Raw genomic sequence first — 15,766 nt, 5'->3', positions numbered from 1 at the left:
TCGCACGGGTCCGGCGGGCGTTCCCCGACGGGAGGCGGGAACACGGAGCGGCGCCCGTACGTCGGCAACGATAGCGTCAGGGGGTAGGCAGTACCGAACCGGCGGGGTGGGATGCCATCGGCGGTGCCGGCGTGATCCGGTCGACGGGCCCACGGGCCGCGGTCGACGGGGGCCTCCGGGCCCCGCGGACGCCGCCGCCCGGCTACGGTGCACCCCGCACACGTACGATCCTGGGAAGGGAATCCCGCGATCCGGCACGACGAGGGCAGGCAGAGGATGAGTACCGGCAACGAAACCGACGAGCGGGATCCCTACGCCCCGCCGCCGGAGGGTACGCCCGACCGCCCGCCGGCCGCCCCGTGGAACGTGCCCGGCAACGGGCGAGGGGACGGCAACGGAGGCAACCGACAGGGCCGCGAGGACCGGCCGCAGCGGGCACCGCGCGAGCCGCGCGAGCAGCCCGACCCGAAGGACGTCCGGGTCCGCAACGCGCGCCTGGCGCTGTGGGCGGGGGTGTGGGCGGTGTTCTTCGCCCTGTTCTTCCCGTCCGACCTGGGCCTGGTGCTCGGCGTGGTGCTGGGTGTGGTCGCCCTGGCACTCGGCATTCGCACCGTCCGCGGCACCACCTCGGCCACCGCCGGGCCGCGGATCGAGGAGGGCCCGGGCGGCACCGCCCGACACCCGGGGCACGCCCCCGGCGGCCCGGCCCACCGGCCGCGCGTGCGCCGGCCGGCGCGCGCCCGTTCGGGCGCCGCGCTCGCGGGTTTGGTCACCGGCGCGATCGCGGTGGTCTACGTGCTGGGCGTGTGGACCTTCGAGGCGGTCAACAAGGACTACTACGACTGCATGGACAGCGCGCTCACCAAGACGGGCGAACAGCGCTGCCTGGACAAGCTGCCGGACCGGTACCACTGGGTCGTGGACGGCACGTTCTAGGGCTCTGACCAGGGGTCCTGTCGGGTTCGGGGCTCGACCCTCCGGCGTTCGGAGTCTCGGGGCTCGGCGTTTCGGTGTTCGGGGTTTCGGTGTTCGGGGTTTCGGGGCTTGGAGCCTCGGGGCTTCGTGTTCCGGGGTTCCGCGGATGCGAGGAGCGGGTGCGCTCCGGTGTCGGTCGGGTCGGGATGGAACGAGGCGAGGGCCGTCTCCGCCGTGGCGGGGGCGGCCTCCGGGCTTTTTGGGGTCTGCGGGCTCGCCGGGCCTGCCGCGCTCCCGGGGGTCGTCGCGTCGTCCGGGCCGGGCGGGTCCGCCGGGCGTCTCGGGGTCTTCCGGCCGCGCCACCACGTGGCGGCCAGGGCGGCGGGGGCGGCGACCAGGGCGATCTCGACAGTGAGCGCGGCGGCGGTGCGCCATACGTTCGGGCCCAGGTCGGCGAGGTTGGCCAGGCCGGCGGTGCCGGTGGCCAGCCGGGTCGAGGCGAGGGCGAGCAGGCCGACGCCCACTCCGGCGCCGACCGCGTGCGCGGTGACCGGGAGCCAGGACCGGGGCGGCTCGGCGCGGGCCGCGAAGCAGCCCGCCACGACGCCCGCGAGCACCGGCAGCACCGCGGGCGCCCATGCGGTCGAGGGCACCGTCGCGGGGCCCGGCAGGGCGGCGAGCAGCGGCAGCGTGGGCAGCGTGCCGAACGTGCTGCCGGTGGGCGCGATGGTGGTGGCCGCGCCCAGCACGAAGCCGGTGCCGGCCGCGTAGCACACCGCCCATACGATCGCGTTGGGCACCAGGGCCGCGCACAACACGGCCAGCGCCGCGAAGCCGACCGCGTCGTTCGTGGTCAGCTTCAGGGCCAGGCGGATCTGCCCCGCGTGGGCGAACAGACAGACCAGGACCAGCAGCGCCCCGCCCGCCGCGAGCACCGCGGCCGAGGCCAGACCGGCGCGGACCGCGGGCACCCGGACCAGGATCGGGCCGAACGCGCCCAGCACGCCCGCGGTCAGGACACCGATCCCGGCGACCGCGACCGTGTCCGGGACCGGCCGCACGCTCGCGGTGCCGACGCCGGCGGCCACCGCGTACATCAGGCCCGTGTACACCGGCACCTGCGCCGCGAGCACGAGCGCGGTCCCGGCGACGCCGTCGGCGAGCCGTCGGCCCATCCGGCACAGCAGCCAGATCAGCGGGACGGTCAGCCCGAGCGGGGCGAGCCGCAGCGGCACCACGGTCACGATCGGCGCGACGGAGCCGGTGGCGGCGTGGCTGGTCTCCACGACCTCGAAGCCGACGTGATGCGCGGCGAGCCAGATCCCGCCGACCACGCGCAGCAGCGCCTGGGGGTGGTCGAAGCTGCCCGAGCCGATGCCGCAGGTGGCCACGATCAGGACCAGCAGGGCGACCGTGCTGAGCCCGGCCGCGGCCACGAGCAGCGCGGACACCACGCCTCGGGCCAGCGCCTGGGCGATCCGGGCGATGTCGGGGCGGTGCGCGGCGAGGGCGGTCAGGGCCGCCGCGCCGGGCAGCGTGGACCACGCGGGCAGCGCCGGACCGGTGGGCGCGGGCGGGCCCCAGGGGTGGGCGGGCGGTGGTTCGCCGGCGTCGGGGGTCTCGACCGGGGCGAGCGCGGGGAGGGCGTCCGGGGGGCGGTCGGGCCTGGGCGGAACGACCGGGGGCGGGGCATCGGGGCGCGGGGGCACCGCCGGGGCTTCGTAGGCCGTTTCCGGCGCCTGGGGTGTCGCCGAAGGCGCGTGCGCCGGGTCCGGTGCCGCCGGGGGTTGCCGAGGCGTCCACGTCGGCGTGTCGTGGGTATGTACCGCGTCGGCCGCTCGGGCCGGCTCCGCCGTCTCGTCGAGCGAGGTGGGGGGCGTGCCCGACGGCGCGGGCGGCTGCTCGAAGGGGTGCTCGAAGGGCCCGGAGCGGGGTCCGAGCAGGCTCTCCACGCCTGCCCACGGGCCGGCTCGGACCACCGCCCAGGGCGCCGACGAGCCACGCTCGTTTTCCGGCATTTCGGTCACAGTCCCCATGCTGCCCGCGCGACCGCGATCCGGGCCGCATATGCCTGCCGAGCGGGGCAAGACACCCCATTTGATCGATCACAAGCATTTAATATGCATTTTCGGTCGGCCCTCGGGTACCTCAGCCCCTCATGGGCATCGACGACGAGCACACGGTCCCGGGCGCGAGCGCACCGGGGTTCGACGCCCTGGTCGCGGCGACCGCCCCCGACATCGCGCGTTACACGTTCCTGTTGACCGCGAGCCCCACACGAGCCGCGCACGTGACCCGGCACACCTTCGCCCGGGTCTGGCGCGACCTGCCGGACGCGGCGGACACCCCGGCCGACGCCGCCTACGTCCGCACCGTCGCCGGCGACCTCGCGCTGGGCCGCCGGTTCCTGGTCCGCCGGGCGCTGTGGCGGCTCGTACCGCACCCCGACCGCACCGCCCGGGTGGTTCCGCACGCCGACGACGACACGCGGCGCGACCAGGACGTCGCGCTCCTGCGCGCGCTCCAGCGGGTGCCCGCGCACCGGCGCCGGGTCTTCGTCCTGCGGCACCTGTTCGGGTTGTCCCCGGAGCAGGTGGCGGCCGAGACCGAGGCGACCACCGAGGTGACCCGGATCCGGCTGATACACGCCCACGAGGACCTCGCCGACCGGATCCCGGCGATCACCGGCCCGTCGCCGAACTGCGCCGAGGCACACGCGTTCCTGAGCACGCTCACCCGCGACCTGGCCGCCCGCCACGCGCCGGAAGTCCCGCAGGCCCACGCCGCGCGCGTGGGCAGCCGGGCACGGACCGCGACGCTGGTCACCGTGGTGGTCGCGGCGATCCTGGCGCTCTTCGTCGCCGCGCTCCCCCGGCTGCTCACCCCGGGCACCTCCCGCGACTCGCGCGGGGGCGACCGGGTACGGCCGCTCACCGGCCCGGAGGCGGCCCGCCCGGTGCCGCCGATGCCCGCGTCGGCGGACGACAGCCCGCCGGCGCCCGCCGCGGCCCCGCCCGCGCCCGTGGAGCGCACGGAGGCGCCGACCGAGGCGCCGGCCACGCCCGAGGCGCCCGCGCCGCCGTCCCCCGCGGCCCCCGTGCCGCCCGCACCGCCCGCGGGCGGGCAACCGGCCCTCGGTGTGACGCCGGCCCCCGCCGCCCCGGAGCGGCTCGCGCCGCTGCTTCGACCGGCGACGCCCACCGGTGCCCGGACCACGACCGGGACGGCGGCCGACCTGCGGGCGGGCGCGGGGGCCGCGGCGACCGGCCCGGCCTCGCTGCTGGCCCCGGAGCGGGCCTTCGTCCTCGACACGAGTTGCGTGAACAACGGGCTGCGCCGGCCGGCGCAGCCCTGACCGGCCGGGGAAGGCACGACGCCCCGCATCCCACCGGAAACGGCGGGGTGCGGGGCGTCGTCGGTGACCGGGTGGGTCAGCCGGCCATGATCTCGCGCATCAGGCGCGCCGTCTCGGACGGCGTCTTGCCGACCTTGACGCCGACGGCCTCGAGCGCGTCCTGCTTGGCCTGCGCGGTGCCCGAGGAGCCCGAGACGATGGCGCCGGCGTGGCCCATGGTCTTGCCCTCGGGGGCGGTGAAGCCCGCGACGTAGCCGACGACCGGCTTGGTGATGTGCTCGGCGATGTAGGCCGCGGCACGCTCCTCGGCGTCGCCGCCGATCTCGCCGATCATCACGATCGCGTCGGTGTCCGGGTCGTCCTGGAACGCCTGGAGGCAGTCGATGTGCGTGGTGCCGATGATCGGGTCGCCACCGATGCCGACGGCGGTCGAGAAGCCGATGTCGGCCAGCTCGTACATCATCTGGTAGGTCAGCGTGCCCGACTTGGACACCAGACCGATCCGGCCCGGCTTGGTGATGCTGGCCGGGATGATGCCCGCGTTGGACTGACCGGGGGTGATCAGGCCGGGACAGTTCGGGCCGATGATCCGGGTCTTGTTGCCCTTGGCGCCGGCGAGCGCCCAGAACTGCGCGGTGTCGTGCACCGGCACGCCCTCGGTGATCACCACGGCGAGGCCGATGCCGGCCTCGATCGCTTCGACCACGGCGTCCTTGGTGAACTTCGGCGGCACGAAGACCACGGTGACGTCGGCGCCGGTGGCCTCCATGGCCTCGGCCACGGTGCCGAATACCGGTACCTCGGTGCCGTCCACGTCGACCGTGGTGCCGGCCTTGCGCGGGTTCACGCCACCGACGATGTTCGTCCCGGAGGCGAGCATCCGGTGGGTGTGCTTCATCCCCTCGGAGCCGGTCATGCCCTGGACGATGACCTTGCTGTCCTTGGTCAGGAAGATAGCCATGCTGGGTCGGTCTCCCTTACTTCGCGGCAGCGAGCTCGGCGGCCCGCTCGGCCGCGCCATCCATGGTGTCCACCTGCTGGACCAGCGGGTGGTTCGCGTCGGTCAGGATCTGCCGACCCAGCTCCGCGTTGTTGCCGTCCAGTCGCACGACGAGCGGCTTGGTGACCGCCTCGCCCTTCTGCTTCAGCAGTTCGAGCGCCTGCACGATCCCGTTCGCGACCGCGTCACACGCGGTGATGCCGCCGAAGACGTTGACGAAGACCGACTTGACGTCGGCGTCGCCCAGGATGATCTCCAAGCCGTTCGCCATCACCTCGGCGGACGCGCCGCCGCCGATGTCGAGGAAGTTGGCGGGCTTGACGCCGCCGTGGTTCTCCCCGGCGTACGCGACCACGTCCAGCGTGGACATGACCAGGCCCGCGCCGTTGCCGATGATGCCGACCGAACCGTCGAGCTTGACGTAGTTAAGACCCTTGGCCTTGGCCGCCGCCTCCAGCGGGTCGGCCGCGTCCTTGTCCTCGAGCGCCTCGTGGTCGGGGTGGCGGAAGTCGGCGTTCTCGTCGAGCGAGACCTTGCCGTCCAGCGCGATGATCTTGCCCTCTTCGGACTTGATCAGCGGGTTCACCTCGACGAGCGTGGCGTCCTCTTCGACGAAGACGGTCCACAGCGTCTTGAGCGTCGCGACGATCTGGTCGTGCAGCTCGGCCGGGAACTTCGCCGCCTCGACGATCTCGCGGGCCTTGGCCTCGGTCACGCCCTCGATCGCGTCGACCGGGATCTTGGCGAGCGCGTCGGGGTTCTCCTCGGCGACGACCTCGATCTCGACGCCGCCCTCGACGGACGCCATCGCGAGGAAGGTGCGGTTGGTGCGGTCGAGCAGGAACGAGACGTAGTACTCGTCCACCGGCTTGGCCAGCCCGGCCAGCATGACCTTCTTGACGATGTGGCCTTTGATGTCGAGGCCGAGGATCTGCTCGGTCTTCTCGACGACCTCGTCGGTGCTGAAGGCCAGCTTCACGCCGCCGGCCTTGCCGCGGCCACCGACCTTCACCTGAGCCTTGACGACGGCCTTGCCGCCCATGCGCTCGGCGGCGGCCCGTGCCTCCTCCGGCGTGAAGACGACTTCACCGGGCAGAACCGGCACACCGTGCTTAGCGAAGAGATCCCTCGCCTGGTACTCGAACAGGTCCACGCGGGTCCGTCCTTGTGATCGCGATCGGATATGCGGAACATGCGCAGCCGCGTCCGTCGTCGCGCAGGTCCGGCAGGCTCGCCCCCGGTTCCGGTGGACGGCGTCCGCACGCGTAGCTGATCCGCCTTGCAGGCTATCGGGCAGGAGTGCGGGGGCCGAACCAGGGTCCGGGTCACATTCCGCGGGCGGCGCGGGACCTCGGCTTCGCCATACGTCCGAATCCGCCCGTTTACGCCTGTTCCACCGTGACACAGGGAACACACCCGAACGGAGCGTGACGACCCGATGTGGCCGATCCCACGTCCCCGCCCCATGGTCGATAGTCACACTTATCCGGAACTCCGACGTACGAACGAACGGACGGCCACGATGGACGCGCAAGCCAATCCCGACGAAGGAGCCGAGATGACCGCGCTCGCACACGAGTCACCGATCGCCTCAACACTCGACGACTTCACCACCCGTCCCACCGCCTTCATCGCCGCACTGCCGATCCCGGACGGCGTACGTGTGGAGTTCATCGAAAGGAACTACTACATGGCGCCCCCGGCCAACGCCGAGCACAACAGGTGGGCGGTCGACCTGATCGTGCAGTTGCGTGCGGCAGGTATCGACGCGGCTCTGATCGGCAACGGGTACTGCTCGGAACCCGCCGGGGAGAAACACGTAACCGGCGCCTTCATCCCGGATTTCGAAATCCCCTACCGCCGCCCCAACGAGGCGGACGAGGCGTATCGGAGCAGCCACGACGGTTGGTACCCGGCGAGCATGCTCCACCTCGTCGGCGAGATCACGTCCCCGAGCAACGCACGGATCGATCGGGAGGAGAAATACCGTACCTACGCTCGCGCCGGCATCCCCGTCTATCTCCTGATCGATCGGGAAAAGGGCCTCGCCATCTGCCACTCGGAGCCGGTCGATCGCGGAGAGGAGTCCTACTACCGAGTCGCCGACCCGGTCAAGCTGGGCGAGAAGGTGCAACTCCCCGACGGCCTCCCCACCCTGGACACCGCCAAGTTGAACTGACCGTCCGTGACACCTGCGCCGGAAACGGCAGGCTCACAGTACGTACCGGCCACTCCTACGCTTCCGGCACCGGGAGGGGCAGGCCCTGGAGTGCGGCGGCCATTACCTCCGGGAACAGGTCGGGGGTGCAGGCGAAGGCGGGGGTGCCGAGCGCGGACAGGGCCGCGGCGTTGGCGTGGTCGTAGGCCGGGGCGCCCTCGTCGGAGAGGGCCAGCAGGGTGACGAAGGTGGTGCCGGCGGCCTGCATGCTCGCCGCACGGCGGAGCATCTCGTCCCGCACACCGCCCTCGTACAGGTCGCTGATCAGCACGACGACCGTCTCCGTCGGCCGGGTGATCAGCGACTGGCAGTAGGTCAGCGCGCGGTTGATGTCGGTGCCGCCGCCGAGGCGGGTGCCGAAGAGCACGTCGACCGGGTCGCCCAACCGGTCGGTCAGGTCGACCACGCTCGTGTCGAAGACCACCAGCGAGGTCCGCAGCGCGTGCATCGAGCCGAGCACGGCGCCGAACACCGACGCGTAGACCACCGAGGCCGCCATCGAGCCGGACTGGTCGACGCACAGGATCACGTCCCTGTGCACCCCGTGCCGCCGGCGCCCGTAGCCGACCAGGCGCTCCGGCACGATCGTGCGGTGCTCGGGCTGGTAGTGGCCGAGGTTGGCCCGGATCGTGGCGTTCCAGTCGATGTCCCGCGGGCGCGGGCGGTGCACCCTGGTCGAGCGGTCGAGCGCGCCTCGGACCAGGCTCGTGGTGCGTTGCGCGACCCGGCGCTCCAGGTCGTCGACGACGCGGCGGACCACCGCGCGGGCGGCCTCCTTCGTCTCCTCGGGCATCAGCGCGGTGAGTGCGAGCAGGGTGCCGACCAGGTGCACGTCGGGTTCGACCGCGGCCAGCATCTCCGGCTCCAGGAGCAGCCGGGTCAGGTCGAGCCGCTCGATCGCGTCCTGCTGGAGGATGCTCACCACGCCCGCCGGGAAGTAGGCGCGGATGTCGCCGAGCCAGCGGGCCACCGACGGCGCGGAGGCACCGAGGCCGCCGGCGCGCGGCCCGGTCGCCCGGCGGCTGCCGCGCGGGGCCTGGGTCTCGGAGCGGTACAGCGCGCTCAGCGCCTGGTCGATCCGGGCGTCGTCGCCGGTGAGCCCGTGGCCGGTGCCGTCGGGTTCGCCGCCGAGTACCAGGCGCCAGCGGCGCAGCCGTTCGTCGTCGGCCTCGCTCGTCACGGGGTCGCCTCCCGGTGTGCCAGGCCCAGGATCCCGGCCAGCAGTGGCAGTACGGCGTCGGCGCGCGCGCCGTCGAAGTGCTCGGCGGTGGCGATCGGGACGGCGGCCCGCGCCGGGGTGCGGATGCGCTCGCCGAGCAGCCGGCGCTCGGGCGCGGCGAAGCCGGCGAAGGTGCGGCGCAGCAGCGGCAGGATCTCCACGAACAGGTCGTCGGGGGTGCCGGTGATCCAGGCGTCGACCAGGTCGAGGAGTCCTTCGTCGTGGATCAGCAGCATGCCGCCGCCGGCCAGGAATCCCTCGATCCAGGCCGCCGATTCGCGATGCGGGGCGCCCCGGGTGAGGGCGCGGGCCAGGCGGGGCGCGGCGTCCTCCGGCGCGAGGCGGCCCCGGTCGAGCAGCAGGCGGGTGGCCCGGCCGGTGAGCAGGCCGGGCAGGTTCTCCCGGTCGGCGAGCCGCCGCAGGGTGGCGTACCACTCGTCCTGTCGGCGCTCCGGGAGCAGTTGTACGGCGGCGTGCACGTCGTCGAGGCGACGGCGCATCGCGGCGGCGCCGTCGTGGTCCAGTCCGGCGCAGGCCGCGGGCAGCCCGACGCAGATCCGCACCACCAGGCCGGCCACGACGGTGTCGAGCGCCGAGGTGTCGGTGCCCCGGACGTCGCCGTAGCGCAGCGCCCGCACCAGTCCCGGCAGCGCCTCGGCGAGCCGGCCGACGTCGGCGTCCAGGGCGGCGCGCCGGTCGAGCACGCGCATGATCACCGGCAGCGCGTCGGGCAGGTCGGCGCGCAGGCAGCGTTCGGCGACCTCGGTGACGTCGGCGAGCGATTCGGCCCGGATCGCCAGGTCGCTCGCGCGCGCCTCGGCCGCGGCGACCACTGTGGTCCCCCACACGCCCGCCTCGGCCACCCGGATCGCCAACTCCGGCTGCCAGTCCAGGCGCCAGGTCTCGCGGAAGGTGCCCCGGCTCTCCCGGCCCGGGACCGGCACGCCCCACGGGACGTCGAGCAGGGCGAGCCGGTTGAGCAGGCGGCTGCGGTCGGCGTGCGAGTCCTTGCGCAGGTCGAGTTCCAGTTCGCGGGCGGCGGGCTCGGGCCGCAGCCGCAGTCGGCGCTGCTCGCGGGTGAGGTCGCGCTGGAGCGGTACGGCGGGCACCGTCGGCGGCACCTCGCCGATCACGTCGCCGACCACGAGGGCGTCGTGCACCAGCGCGAGCGGCCCGGTGACGCCGTCGCACATCACGGCGCGGACCGCTTCGAGGGTCTCGTCCAGGCCGGCCAGCGGTCGTCCGCGCAGCGCGGCGAGCGCGTCGGCGTGGCGGGTCGCCTCGATCACATGCGCGGAGGAGACCGGGTGGCCCGCCTCGCGCAGCAGCCCGGCGATCCGGACGAACCAGCGGGGCAGCGGGTCGGGTTCGGCGGCGGTGTCGAACAGGTGCCGGTACCAGCCCGGGGACGCGACACCGGCGCCGTAGCCGGAGCTCTGCGCGAGACGGTGGTGGGTCCACGGCACCCACGTGGTCTCGACCTTGACGGCGGCCCGGTGCGGCGCGAGCAGCGCGCGGTCGGCGGCGGCGGAGGGCGGGTCGGCGAGCGCGGGTACGTGCCAGGCGCCGCACACCACGGCGATCCGGGTGTGTCCGGCCCGGCGCGCGGAGCGGACGCACTGGCGCATGTACGCCTCGCGCAGTCGCTCGACGTCGGGCTCGGCGCTCGGGCCCGGGTCGACGGCGGGCCGCTCGTCCTCGCGCAGCGCGGCCATCGCCTCGGCGAGCGCCGCGAACGGCCGCAGCGGGTCGTCGGCGGGCGGGCGGTGCTCGATCACGTCCTCCCACCAGTGCTCGGCGTCGTCCCGACCGGCCAGTCGGGCCAGCGCGGCGATCGGGTCCACCGGGGGCGGCACGGGATCGGCCGGCTCGTCGCTCTCGCGCTCGCGGCGGGCCCGGTCGAGGGTGAAGGACACCGCGACCGGCAGGTCGATGAACCGGACCGGGACGTTGTGCTCGCTCGCGTGGGTGATGGCCACCCACTCGGGGCTGAAGTCGGCATACGGCCAAAAGCCGGCCTGCGCGGGATCGTCGACCGCGTGCGCGAGCAGCGCGACGGGCGGACGCAGGCCCGGCTCGGCGGCGAAGGACAGCAGCGGGTCGGCCTCGGGCGGACCCTCGATCAGCACGATGTCGGGCCGCAGCCGGGCCAGTGCGGCGCCGACCGCCCGGGCCGAGCCGGGGCCGTGGTGCCGCACGCCGAGCAGGGTCGGTCGCGCGGCCGGGGGCCGCGCCATCAGACCGGGTCCGCGTCGCGGCAGGCCCGGTAGAAGTCCTGCCAGTCGGCGCGCGGGCGCACCGCGGTCTCCAGGTATTCGCGCCAGACCAGGGTGTCGGCGGCCGGGTCCTTGACCACCGCGCCCAGGATCCCCGCCGCCACGTCGGCCGAGCGCAGCACACCGTCGCCGAAGTGCGCGGCGAGCGCGAGGCCGCCGGTGACCACGGAGATCACCTCGGCGGTGGACAGCGGCCCGGACGGGGTCTTCAGCCTGGTCCGCCCGTCTTCGGTGAGGCCGGCGCGCAGTTCGCGGAACACCGTGACCACACGCCGCAGTTCGGCCTCGGCACCGGCCACCGGCGGCAGTTCCAGGCCCGAGCCGAGTTGGGCCACCCGGCGGCTGACGATCTCCACCTCCGCGTCGGCGGTCGCGGGCAGCGGGAGCACCACGGTGTTGAACCGGCGGCGCAGGGCCGAGGAGAGTTCGTTGACCCCTCGGTCGCGGTCGTTGGCGGTGGCGATCAGGTTGAACCCGCGCACCGCCTGCACCTCGTCGTTCAACTCCGGTACGGGCAGGGTCTTCTCGGACAGGATGGTGATCAGCGAGTCCTGCACGTCGGCCGGGATGCGGGTCAACTCCTCGACCCGGGCGACCAGTCCGCGGCTCATCGCGCGCATCACGGGGCCGGCCACCATGGCCGCGCGGCTGGGCCCGTGCGCGAGCAGTCGGGCATAGTTCCAGCCGTAGCGGATGGCCTCCTCGGGGGTGCCGGCGGTGCCCTGGACCAGCAGCGTGGAATCGCCGCACACGGCGGCGGCCAGATGCTCCGACACCCACGTCTTGGCCGTGCCCGGCACACCGAGCAGCAGCAGCGCGCGGTCGGTGGCCAGCGTGGTGACGGCGACCTCGACGATCCGGCGCGGCCCGATGTACTTGGGCGAGATCACCGTGCCGTCGGGCAACGTGCCGCCGAGCAGGTAGGTGGCCACCGCCCACGGCGACAATCTCCACCGCGGCGGCCGGGGTCGCTCGTCGGCGGCGGCCAGCGCCGCCAACTCCCCGGCGAACGCGTCCTCCGCGTGCGCCCGAAGCACACCCTGATCGACCTGCGCACCCGATTCGGCAGACACGCCCACCACGGCTCCCCCAGCGCTCGAACAAACCCGAACAGGGACAAGTCTGCCCCCCGGGTCCGACACGCCGACGCGCCGAACGGGTCAACGACGATCGGGCGTGAACCCGGTCCCGATCTCCGCCCCGAACGACTCCGGCCACCACACGAGCCGCCCGGCCCGCACTCGTGCCGAAGGTCACCGCGTCGACGCGGCACGTGCCGTGGGGCTCAGGTGCCGAGGAGTTCCGCGCGCATCGCGGCACGGTAGCGGAGGGTTTCGGCGAGGGTGCGGAAGGCCTTTGGCCATTCGCCGTCGCCTTGGGCGAGGGTGTCGACGCGGGTGACCAGGGAGGGGTCGAGGCCGCGGCCGGCTACGTCTCGGGCGCCGCTGAAGCTCCAGGGGTACGCGCCGGAGTCGGCCGCCGTGGCGAAGGCGTCCAGGACCGCGTCGCCCAGGGGCAGCGGCCACGGGGTCGGGCAGTTGGTGAGCAGTTGCAGGGCCTCGGACAGGCCGTGCGCGGCGATGTGGCGGGCCACGTGGTCGGCGCACTCGGCCGGCGGCAGCACGGTGAGCAGGCGGGTGGGCGCACCGCGGCCGGCCAGTGCCCGGGCCCATCCGACGTCGCGCTGGAGCACCGCCGCGCGGGCCCACCCCTCGCGGACGTCCTCGGCGAACCGGCGCGGCAGCGCACGGGCCGTGATCTCCTCGGGGCTCGCCCCGAACACCTCCCGCCACACCGACAGCGGCGTGGCCGCGACGACCTCGCCCAGCCACCACGAGTGGTCCTCGCGTCCGGTCGGCGAGGACCGGTCGATGCCGTCCCGCACCATCGCCTCGTCGCACTCGCCCGGCGGCACCACAAGGACCCGACCCGCACCGTCGGGCCGCAGGCAGGCCCTGCCGCGCGCGCTCATCCGGGCCACGAACGCCGATCCGGGCAGCGCGCCCAGGCGTCGCGCCGCGGCCGCCCGGACCACCTTGGCCCGATCGTCCAACGCCGCCTCCAGGAACGCCTCGTCGCCCGCAGTCGCCCCGGTGCCCAGCGCCTCGACGAACACCGCGCGGTCCTCGGCCGGTTCGGCCCGCCAGGTCCGGGCCAGCAACTCCCTGGCCGCGTCCGGGTCCGCCGCCCGCAACACCGCGAACGCGGCCAGCCGCTCGCCGAACCGGCCGTGCCGCCACAGGTCGATCGGGTCGTCGGGATCCCCGGCCGCGATCCGGGTCAGCCAGGCCCACTCCGGGTTGAGCCCGGCCAGCCAACGCCCCCTCGGGCCGGCGAGTTCGGCCACGATCGCCCGCAGGTCGGTGCGCGAGCGGGCCGCGGTCAACAGGGCCGGCAGTTCGGACTCGGGTGCCCGCATGCCGGCCGTCCGGGCCAGGGCGAGCCATTCCGGCAGGAAGTCCATCCCGTCGCCTTCGAGCAGGATCCGCAGCCGCACCCGGGCCGGCGCCGGCACGGACGGTCGCGGGTCCACCTCGGCGCACGGCTGTGGCGGCGCGCCCGCGGGGGCCCGTCGGCCCGCCCGCCGATGCACCATCACGATCGCCGCCAGGTCGAGCAGTCGCACCGCCTCGTCGGTCCGGTCCACGCGCGCGGCCAACTCGCCCAACGCGCCCTCGGCGGGCCATTCCGCGGCCCTGCGCCGCCCGGTGCCCACCAGTGCCGCCGACACCAGGTCGTCCCACACCGGATCCGCGACCCGCATCCGAACTCCCCTTCCACACATGGCGATCGGCCGCCGAAGGTCGGCGACGGCGTCGATCCTCCGACCCGATCGGGCCGGGTGGCGGCGGACCGATGACAGCGAGACGGCACAGCGAGCCGCCGCCGGCGGACCGGCCACCGCGGACCGACTACAGCGGCACGGCTTGGCCCTCGTGCCACGCGGTCACCGGAACGAATCCGCGCGCGCCGTACTCGCCGAACACGGTCAGCCCCGTGCCGCCGGACATCGCGGACAACCGCCACAGCGCCTGTTCGCCGGTCCGGGCCCGGTCCACCGGCAGCCAGAACCCGTCCGCGCCGGCGATCCGCCACCCCATCGGCTCCGGCACCGCGACCACGTCGGCGAGCACCACCGGCCACGCCTCCAGCCAGGGCTCGCGGCGCAGCGCCTCGGCGTAGGCCAGGGTCGCCTCCTCGGGCCCCACCCCGGCCGGCTCCGCCCCGGCGGCCGGCTCACCGGTCCGCTCGCCCAGCGCCACCCGCAGCGGCACCGCGTCGTCGTGGAAGGCCGCGTCGGCCTCGATGGTGCGCCCCACGGGCAGCGCCAACTGCGGCGCACGCCCCTGCGGCCCGAAGGCCAGCACCAGCGCGGGCCGGCCCGACCCGGTGCCGCGCAACCAGATCCGCCGCTCGGTCAGCCCGCCGTCGACGCTGTCCCGGCTGCCGAGCACCAGCCACCGATCGTGCACCGCGGTGCCCTCGGCCCGCGCCGCCCGCAGCACGTCCTCCGCGTCCACGGTCCAGCCGATGCGCGCCCGCAGTCCGGCCACCAGGGACGGATCCAGGTCGTCGACGTGTTCGTGGGCGCGCAGGAGCAGCCACAACTCGGCGTAGTCCTCCAGCAGTCGGCCCGGCCAGCCCTCCGCCCCGGACGCGGGTATCGCGCCCGCCGCGCGCAACCGGGCGGCCAGGCCCGGAGCCTTGGCGTCGACCATGCGCTCCGCGATGCCGTCCCACATCGCGTATCCCTCACGCTCGGTGCCCGCCAGGCCCTGGTGCACCCGATCGGCCAGCCATCGGCGCAATCGCTCGGTGCCCTCGGCGACTTCGGCCGCCCGCCGCTCGGCCCGCCGCCGGGCCGCGGCGGGATCGGCCAGACCGGCCCGCTCCCGCCGCCCGGCCGCCGGGGCGGCGACCCAGTCGGGCGCGCTCGCCCCGACCGGCACCGCGGCCGGATCGTTCGCCCACAGGAGCAGCAGGCCGAGGGCGTGTACGCAGGGAAAGCCCGGCCCGGGACACGAACATCGTCCCGTGGGACCGGCGGGATCGACCACCGTGCGGTAGGCCGCCGCACCGCCGCCCGACCCCCAGATCGGACCGCCGACGGCCGTCGAGGCACCGGTGGCCGACCACGACTCCGGTCTCGCGAGGGCGCTCCCGGCCGTGCGTGCTGCGGCGTCGGGAGCCAGTGCCAACACCCGTTCCGCGGTCCACCGTTGCTGCATGACGGCCACGGTACGGGCCCGCACCGACACGTGTGTGCGAGCCCGTCGAACCCGCGGAGCGCGCCGGGCCGAATGTCCGGATCCGAGCGAAGTGCCCGGTCAGGCGGCGGTGGTCGCCACGTGTGCGCGCACCCAGTCGACGATGTCGGTGGTCGGCGCGCCCGGGGTGAACACCGCCGCGACACCGATCCGGCGCAGCTCGGGGACGTCCTCCTCCGGGATGATCCCGCCGCCGAACACCAGGATGTCCTCGGCCTCGCGCTCCTTGAGCAGTTCGATCACCTTGGCGAAGAGCGTCATGTGCGCGCCGGAGAGCACCGACAGACCGATCGCGTCGGCGTCCTCCTGGATGGCCGTCTCGACGATCTGGACCGGGGTCTGGTGCAGCCCGGTGTACACCACCTCGAAGCCCGCGTCGCGCAGTGCGCGCGCGACCACCTTGACCCCACGATCGTGTCCGTCGAGCCCGGGCTTGGCCACGACGATCCTGATCGGTCCGGGAACACCCATCACTGCCTCCATGTACATAGCGAAGCCCTCGCCCGGAGCGTAAC

Annotated in this window: 12 protein-coding genes; 3 read left to right on the top strand and 9 right to left on the bottom strand. The window is 74.4% G+C overall.

The annotated features are described in order from the left end of the window. Positions 1-276: 276 nt before the first annotated feature. Positions 277-936: a hypothetical protein gene (locus ACH4XV_RS07310; protein ID WP_395787392.1), complete on the top strand. Its 660-nt coding sequence runs from the start codon at positions 277-279 to the stop codon at positions 934-936. On the opposite strand, the gene ACH4XV_RS07305 is transcribed toward ACH4XV_RS07310, so the two are convergent. Further along, positions 933-2,933 carry a DUF6350 family protein gene (locus ACH4XV_RS07305; protein WP_395788621.1) on the bottom strand — a complete coding sequence of 667 codons (2,001 nt, stop codon included), beginning with the start codon at positions 2,931-2,933 and terminating at the stop codon, positions 933-935. The genes ACH4XV_RS07310 and ACH4XV_RS07305 overlap by 4 nt on opposite strands. Before the next feature lie 140 nt (positions 2,934-3,073). Between ACH4XV_RS07305 and ACH4XV_RS07300 the strand changes: the two genes are divergently transcribed. Further along, positions 3,074-4,270 (top strand): RNA polymerase sigma factor, encoded by a 1,197-nt coding sequence (locus ACH4XV_RS07300; RefSeq protein ID WP_395787390.1) that lies wholly within the window; start codon positions 3,074-3,076, stop codon positions 4,268-4,270. Between the two features lie 76 nt (positions 4,271-4,346). Here the strand turns inward: ACH4XV_RS07300 and sucD are convergent, their stop codons facing one another. Next, positions 4,347-5,231, bottom strand: coding sequence for a succinate--CoA ligase subunit alpha (gene sucD, locus ACH4XV_RS07295; protein WP_126637535.1), 885 nt, complete (start codon positions 5,229-5,231; stop codon positions 4,347-4,349). A 16-nt stretch (positions 5,232-5,247) separates the two neighbouring features. Beyond that, positions 5,248-6,423: an ADP-forming succinate--CoA ligase subunit beta gene (gene sucC / locus ACH4XV_RS07290; RefSeq protein WP_078975664.1), complete on the bottom strand. Its 1,176-nt coding sequence runs from the start codon at positions 6,421-6,423 to the stop codon at positions 5,248-5,250. A gap of 405 nt (positions 6,424-6,828) precedes the next feature. Between sucC and ACH4XV_RS07285 the strand changes: the two genes are divergently transcribed. Further along, positions 6,829-7,449, top strand: a complete 621-nt coding sequence (locus ACH4XV_RS07285; RefSeq protein WP_395787388.1) for a Uma2 family endonuclease — start codon at positions 6,829-6,831, stop codon at positions 7,447-7,449. A 55-nt stretch (positions 7,450-7,504) separates the two neighbouring features. Here the strand turns inward: ACH4XV_RS07285 and ACH4XV_RS07280 are convergent, their stop codons facing one another. From ACH4XV_RS07280 to ACH4XV_RS07255, 6 genes are all read right to left on the bottom strand, one after another. Further along, complete coding sequence (locus ACH4XV_RS07280) at positions 7,505-8,668, bottom strand: VWA domain-containing protein (RefSeq protein WP_395787386.1); 1,164 nt, start codon at positions 8,666-8,668, stop codon at positions 7,505-7,507. Continuing rightward, entirely contained in the window at positions 8,665-10,944 is a 2,280-nt protein-coding gene (locus ACH4XV_RS07275) for a DUF5682 family protein (protein WP_395787384.1), read from the bottom strand. The genes ACH4XV_RS07280 and ACH4XV_RS07275 overlap by 4 nt, the downstream gene beginning before the upstream one ends. Next, positions 10,944-12,056, bottom strand: coding sequence for an AAA family ATPase (locus ACH4XV_RS07270; protein ID WP_395787383.1), 1,113 nt, complete (start codon positions 12,054-12,056; stop codon positions 10,944-10,946). Before ACH4XV_RS07270 ends, ACH4XV_RS07275 begins: the two co-directional genes overlap by 1 nt. A gap of 212 nt (positions 12,057-12,268) precedes the next feature. Continuing rightward, positions 12,269-13,747, bottom strand: coding sequence for a DUF5691 domain-containing protein (locus ACH4XV_RS07265; protein WP_395787381.1), 1,479 nt, complete (start codon positions 13,745-13,747; stop codon positions 12,269-12,271). Positions 13,748-13,895: 148 nt separating this feature from the next. Continuing rightward, positions 13,896-15,212, bottom strand: coding sequence for an SWIM zinc finger family protein (locus tag ACH4XV_RS07260; RefSeq protein WP_395787379.1), 1,317 nt, complete (start codon positions 15,210-15,212; stop codon positions 13,896-13,898). A 99-nt stretch (positions 15,213-15,311) separates the two neighbouring features. After that, positions 15,312-15,722 carry a cobalamin B12-binding domain-containing protein gene (locus tag ACH4XV_RS07255; protein WP_078975670.1) on the bottom strand — a complete coding sequence of 137 codons (411 nt, stop codon included), beginning with the start codon at positions 15,720-15,722 and terminating at the stop codon, positions 15,312-15,314. Positions 15,723-15,766: the final 44 nt, after the last annotated feature.

This window comes from Embleya sp. NPDC020630 (genome assembly GCF_044334985.1).
Classification (GTDB): Bacteria; Actinomycetota; Actinomycetes; order Streptomycetales; family Streptomycetaceae; genus Embleya.
This window is presented reverse-complemented; position numbering and strand designations above follow the sequence as displayed.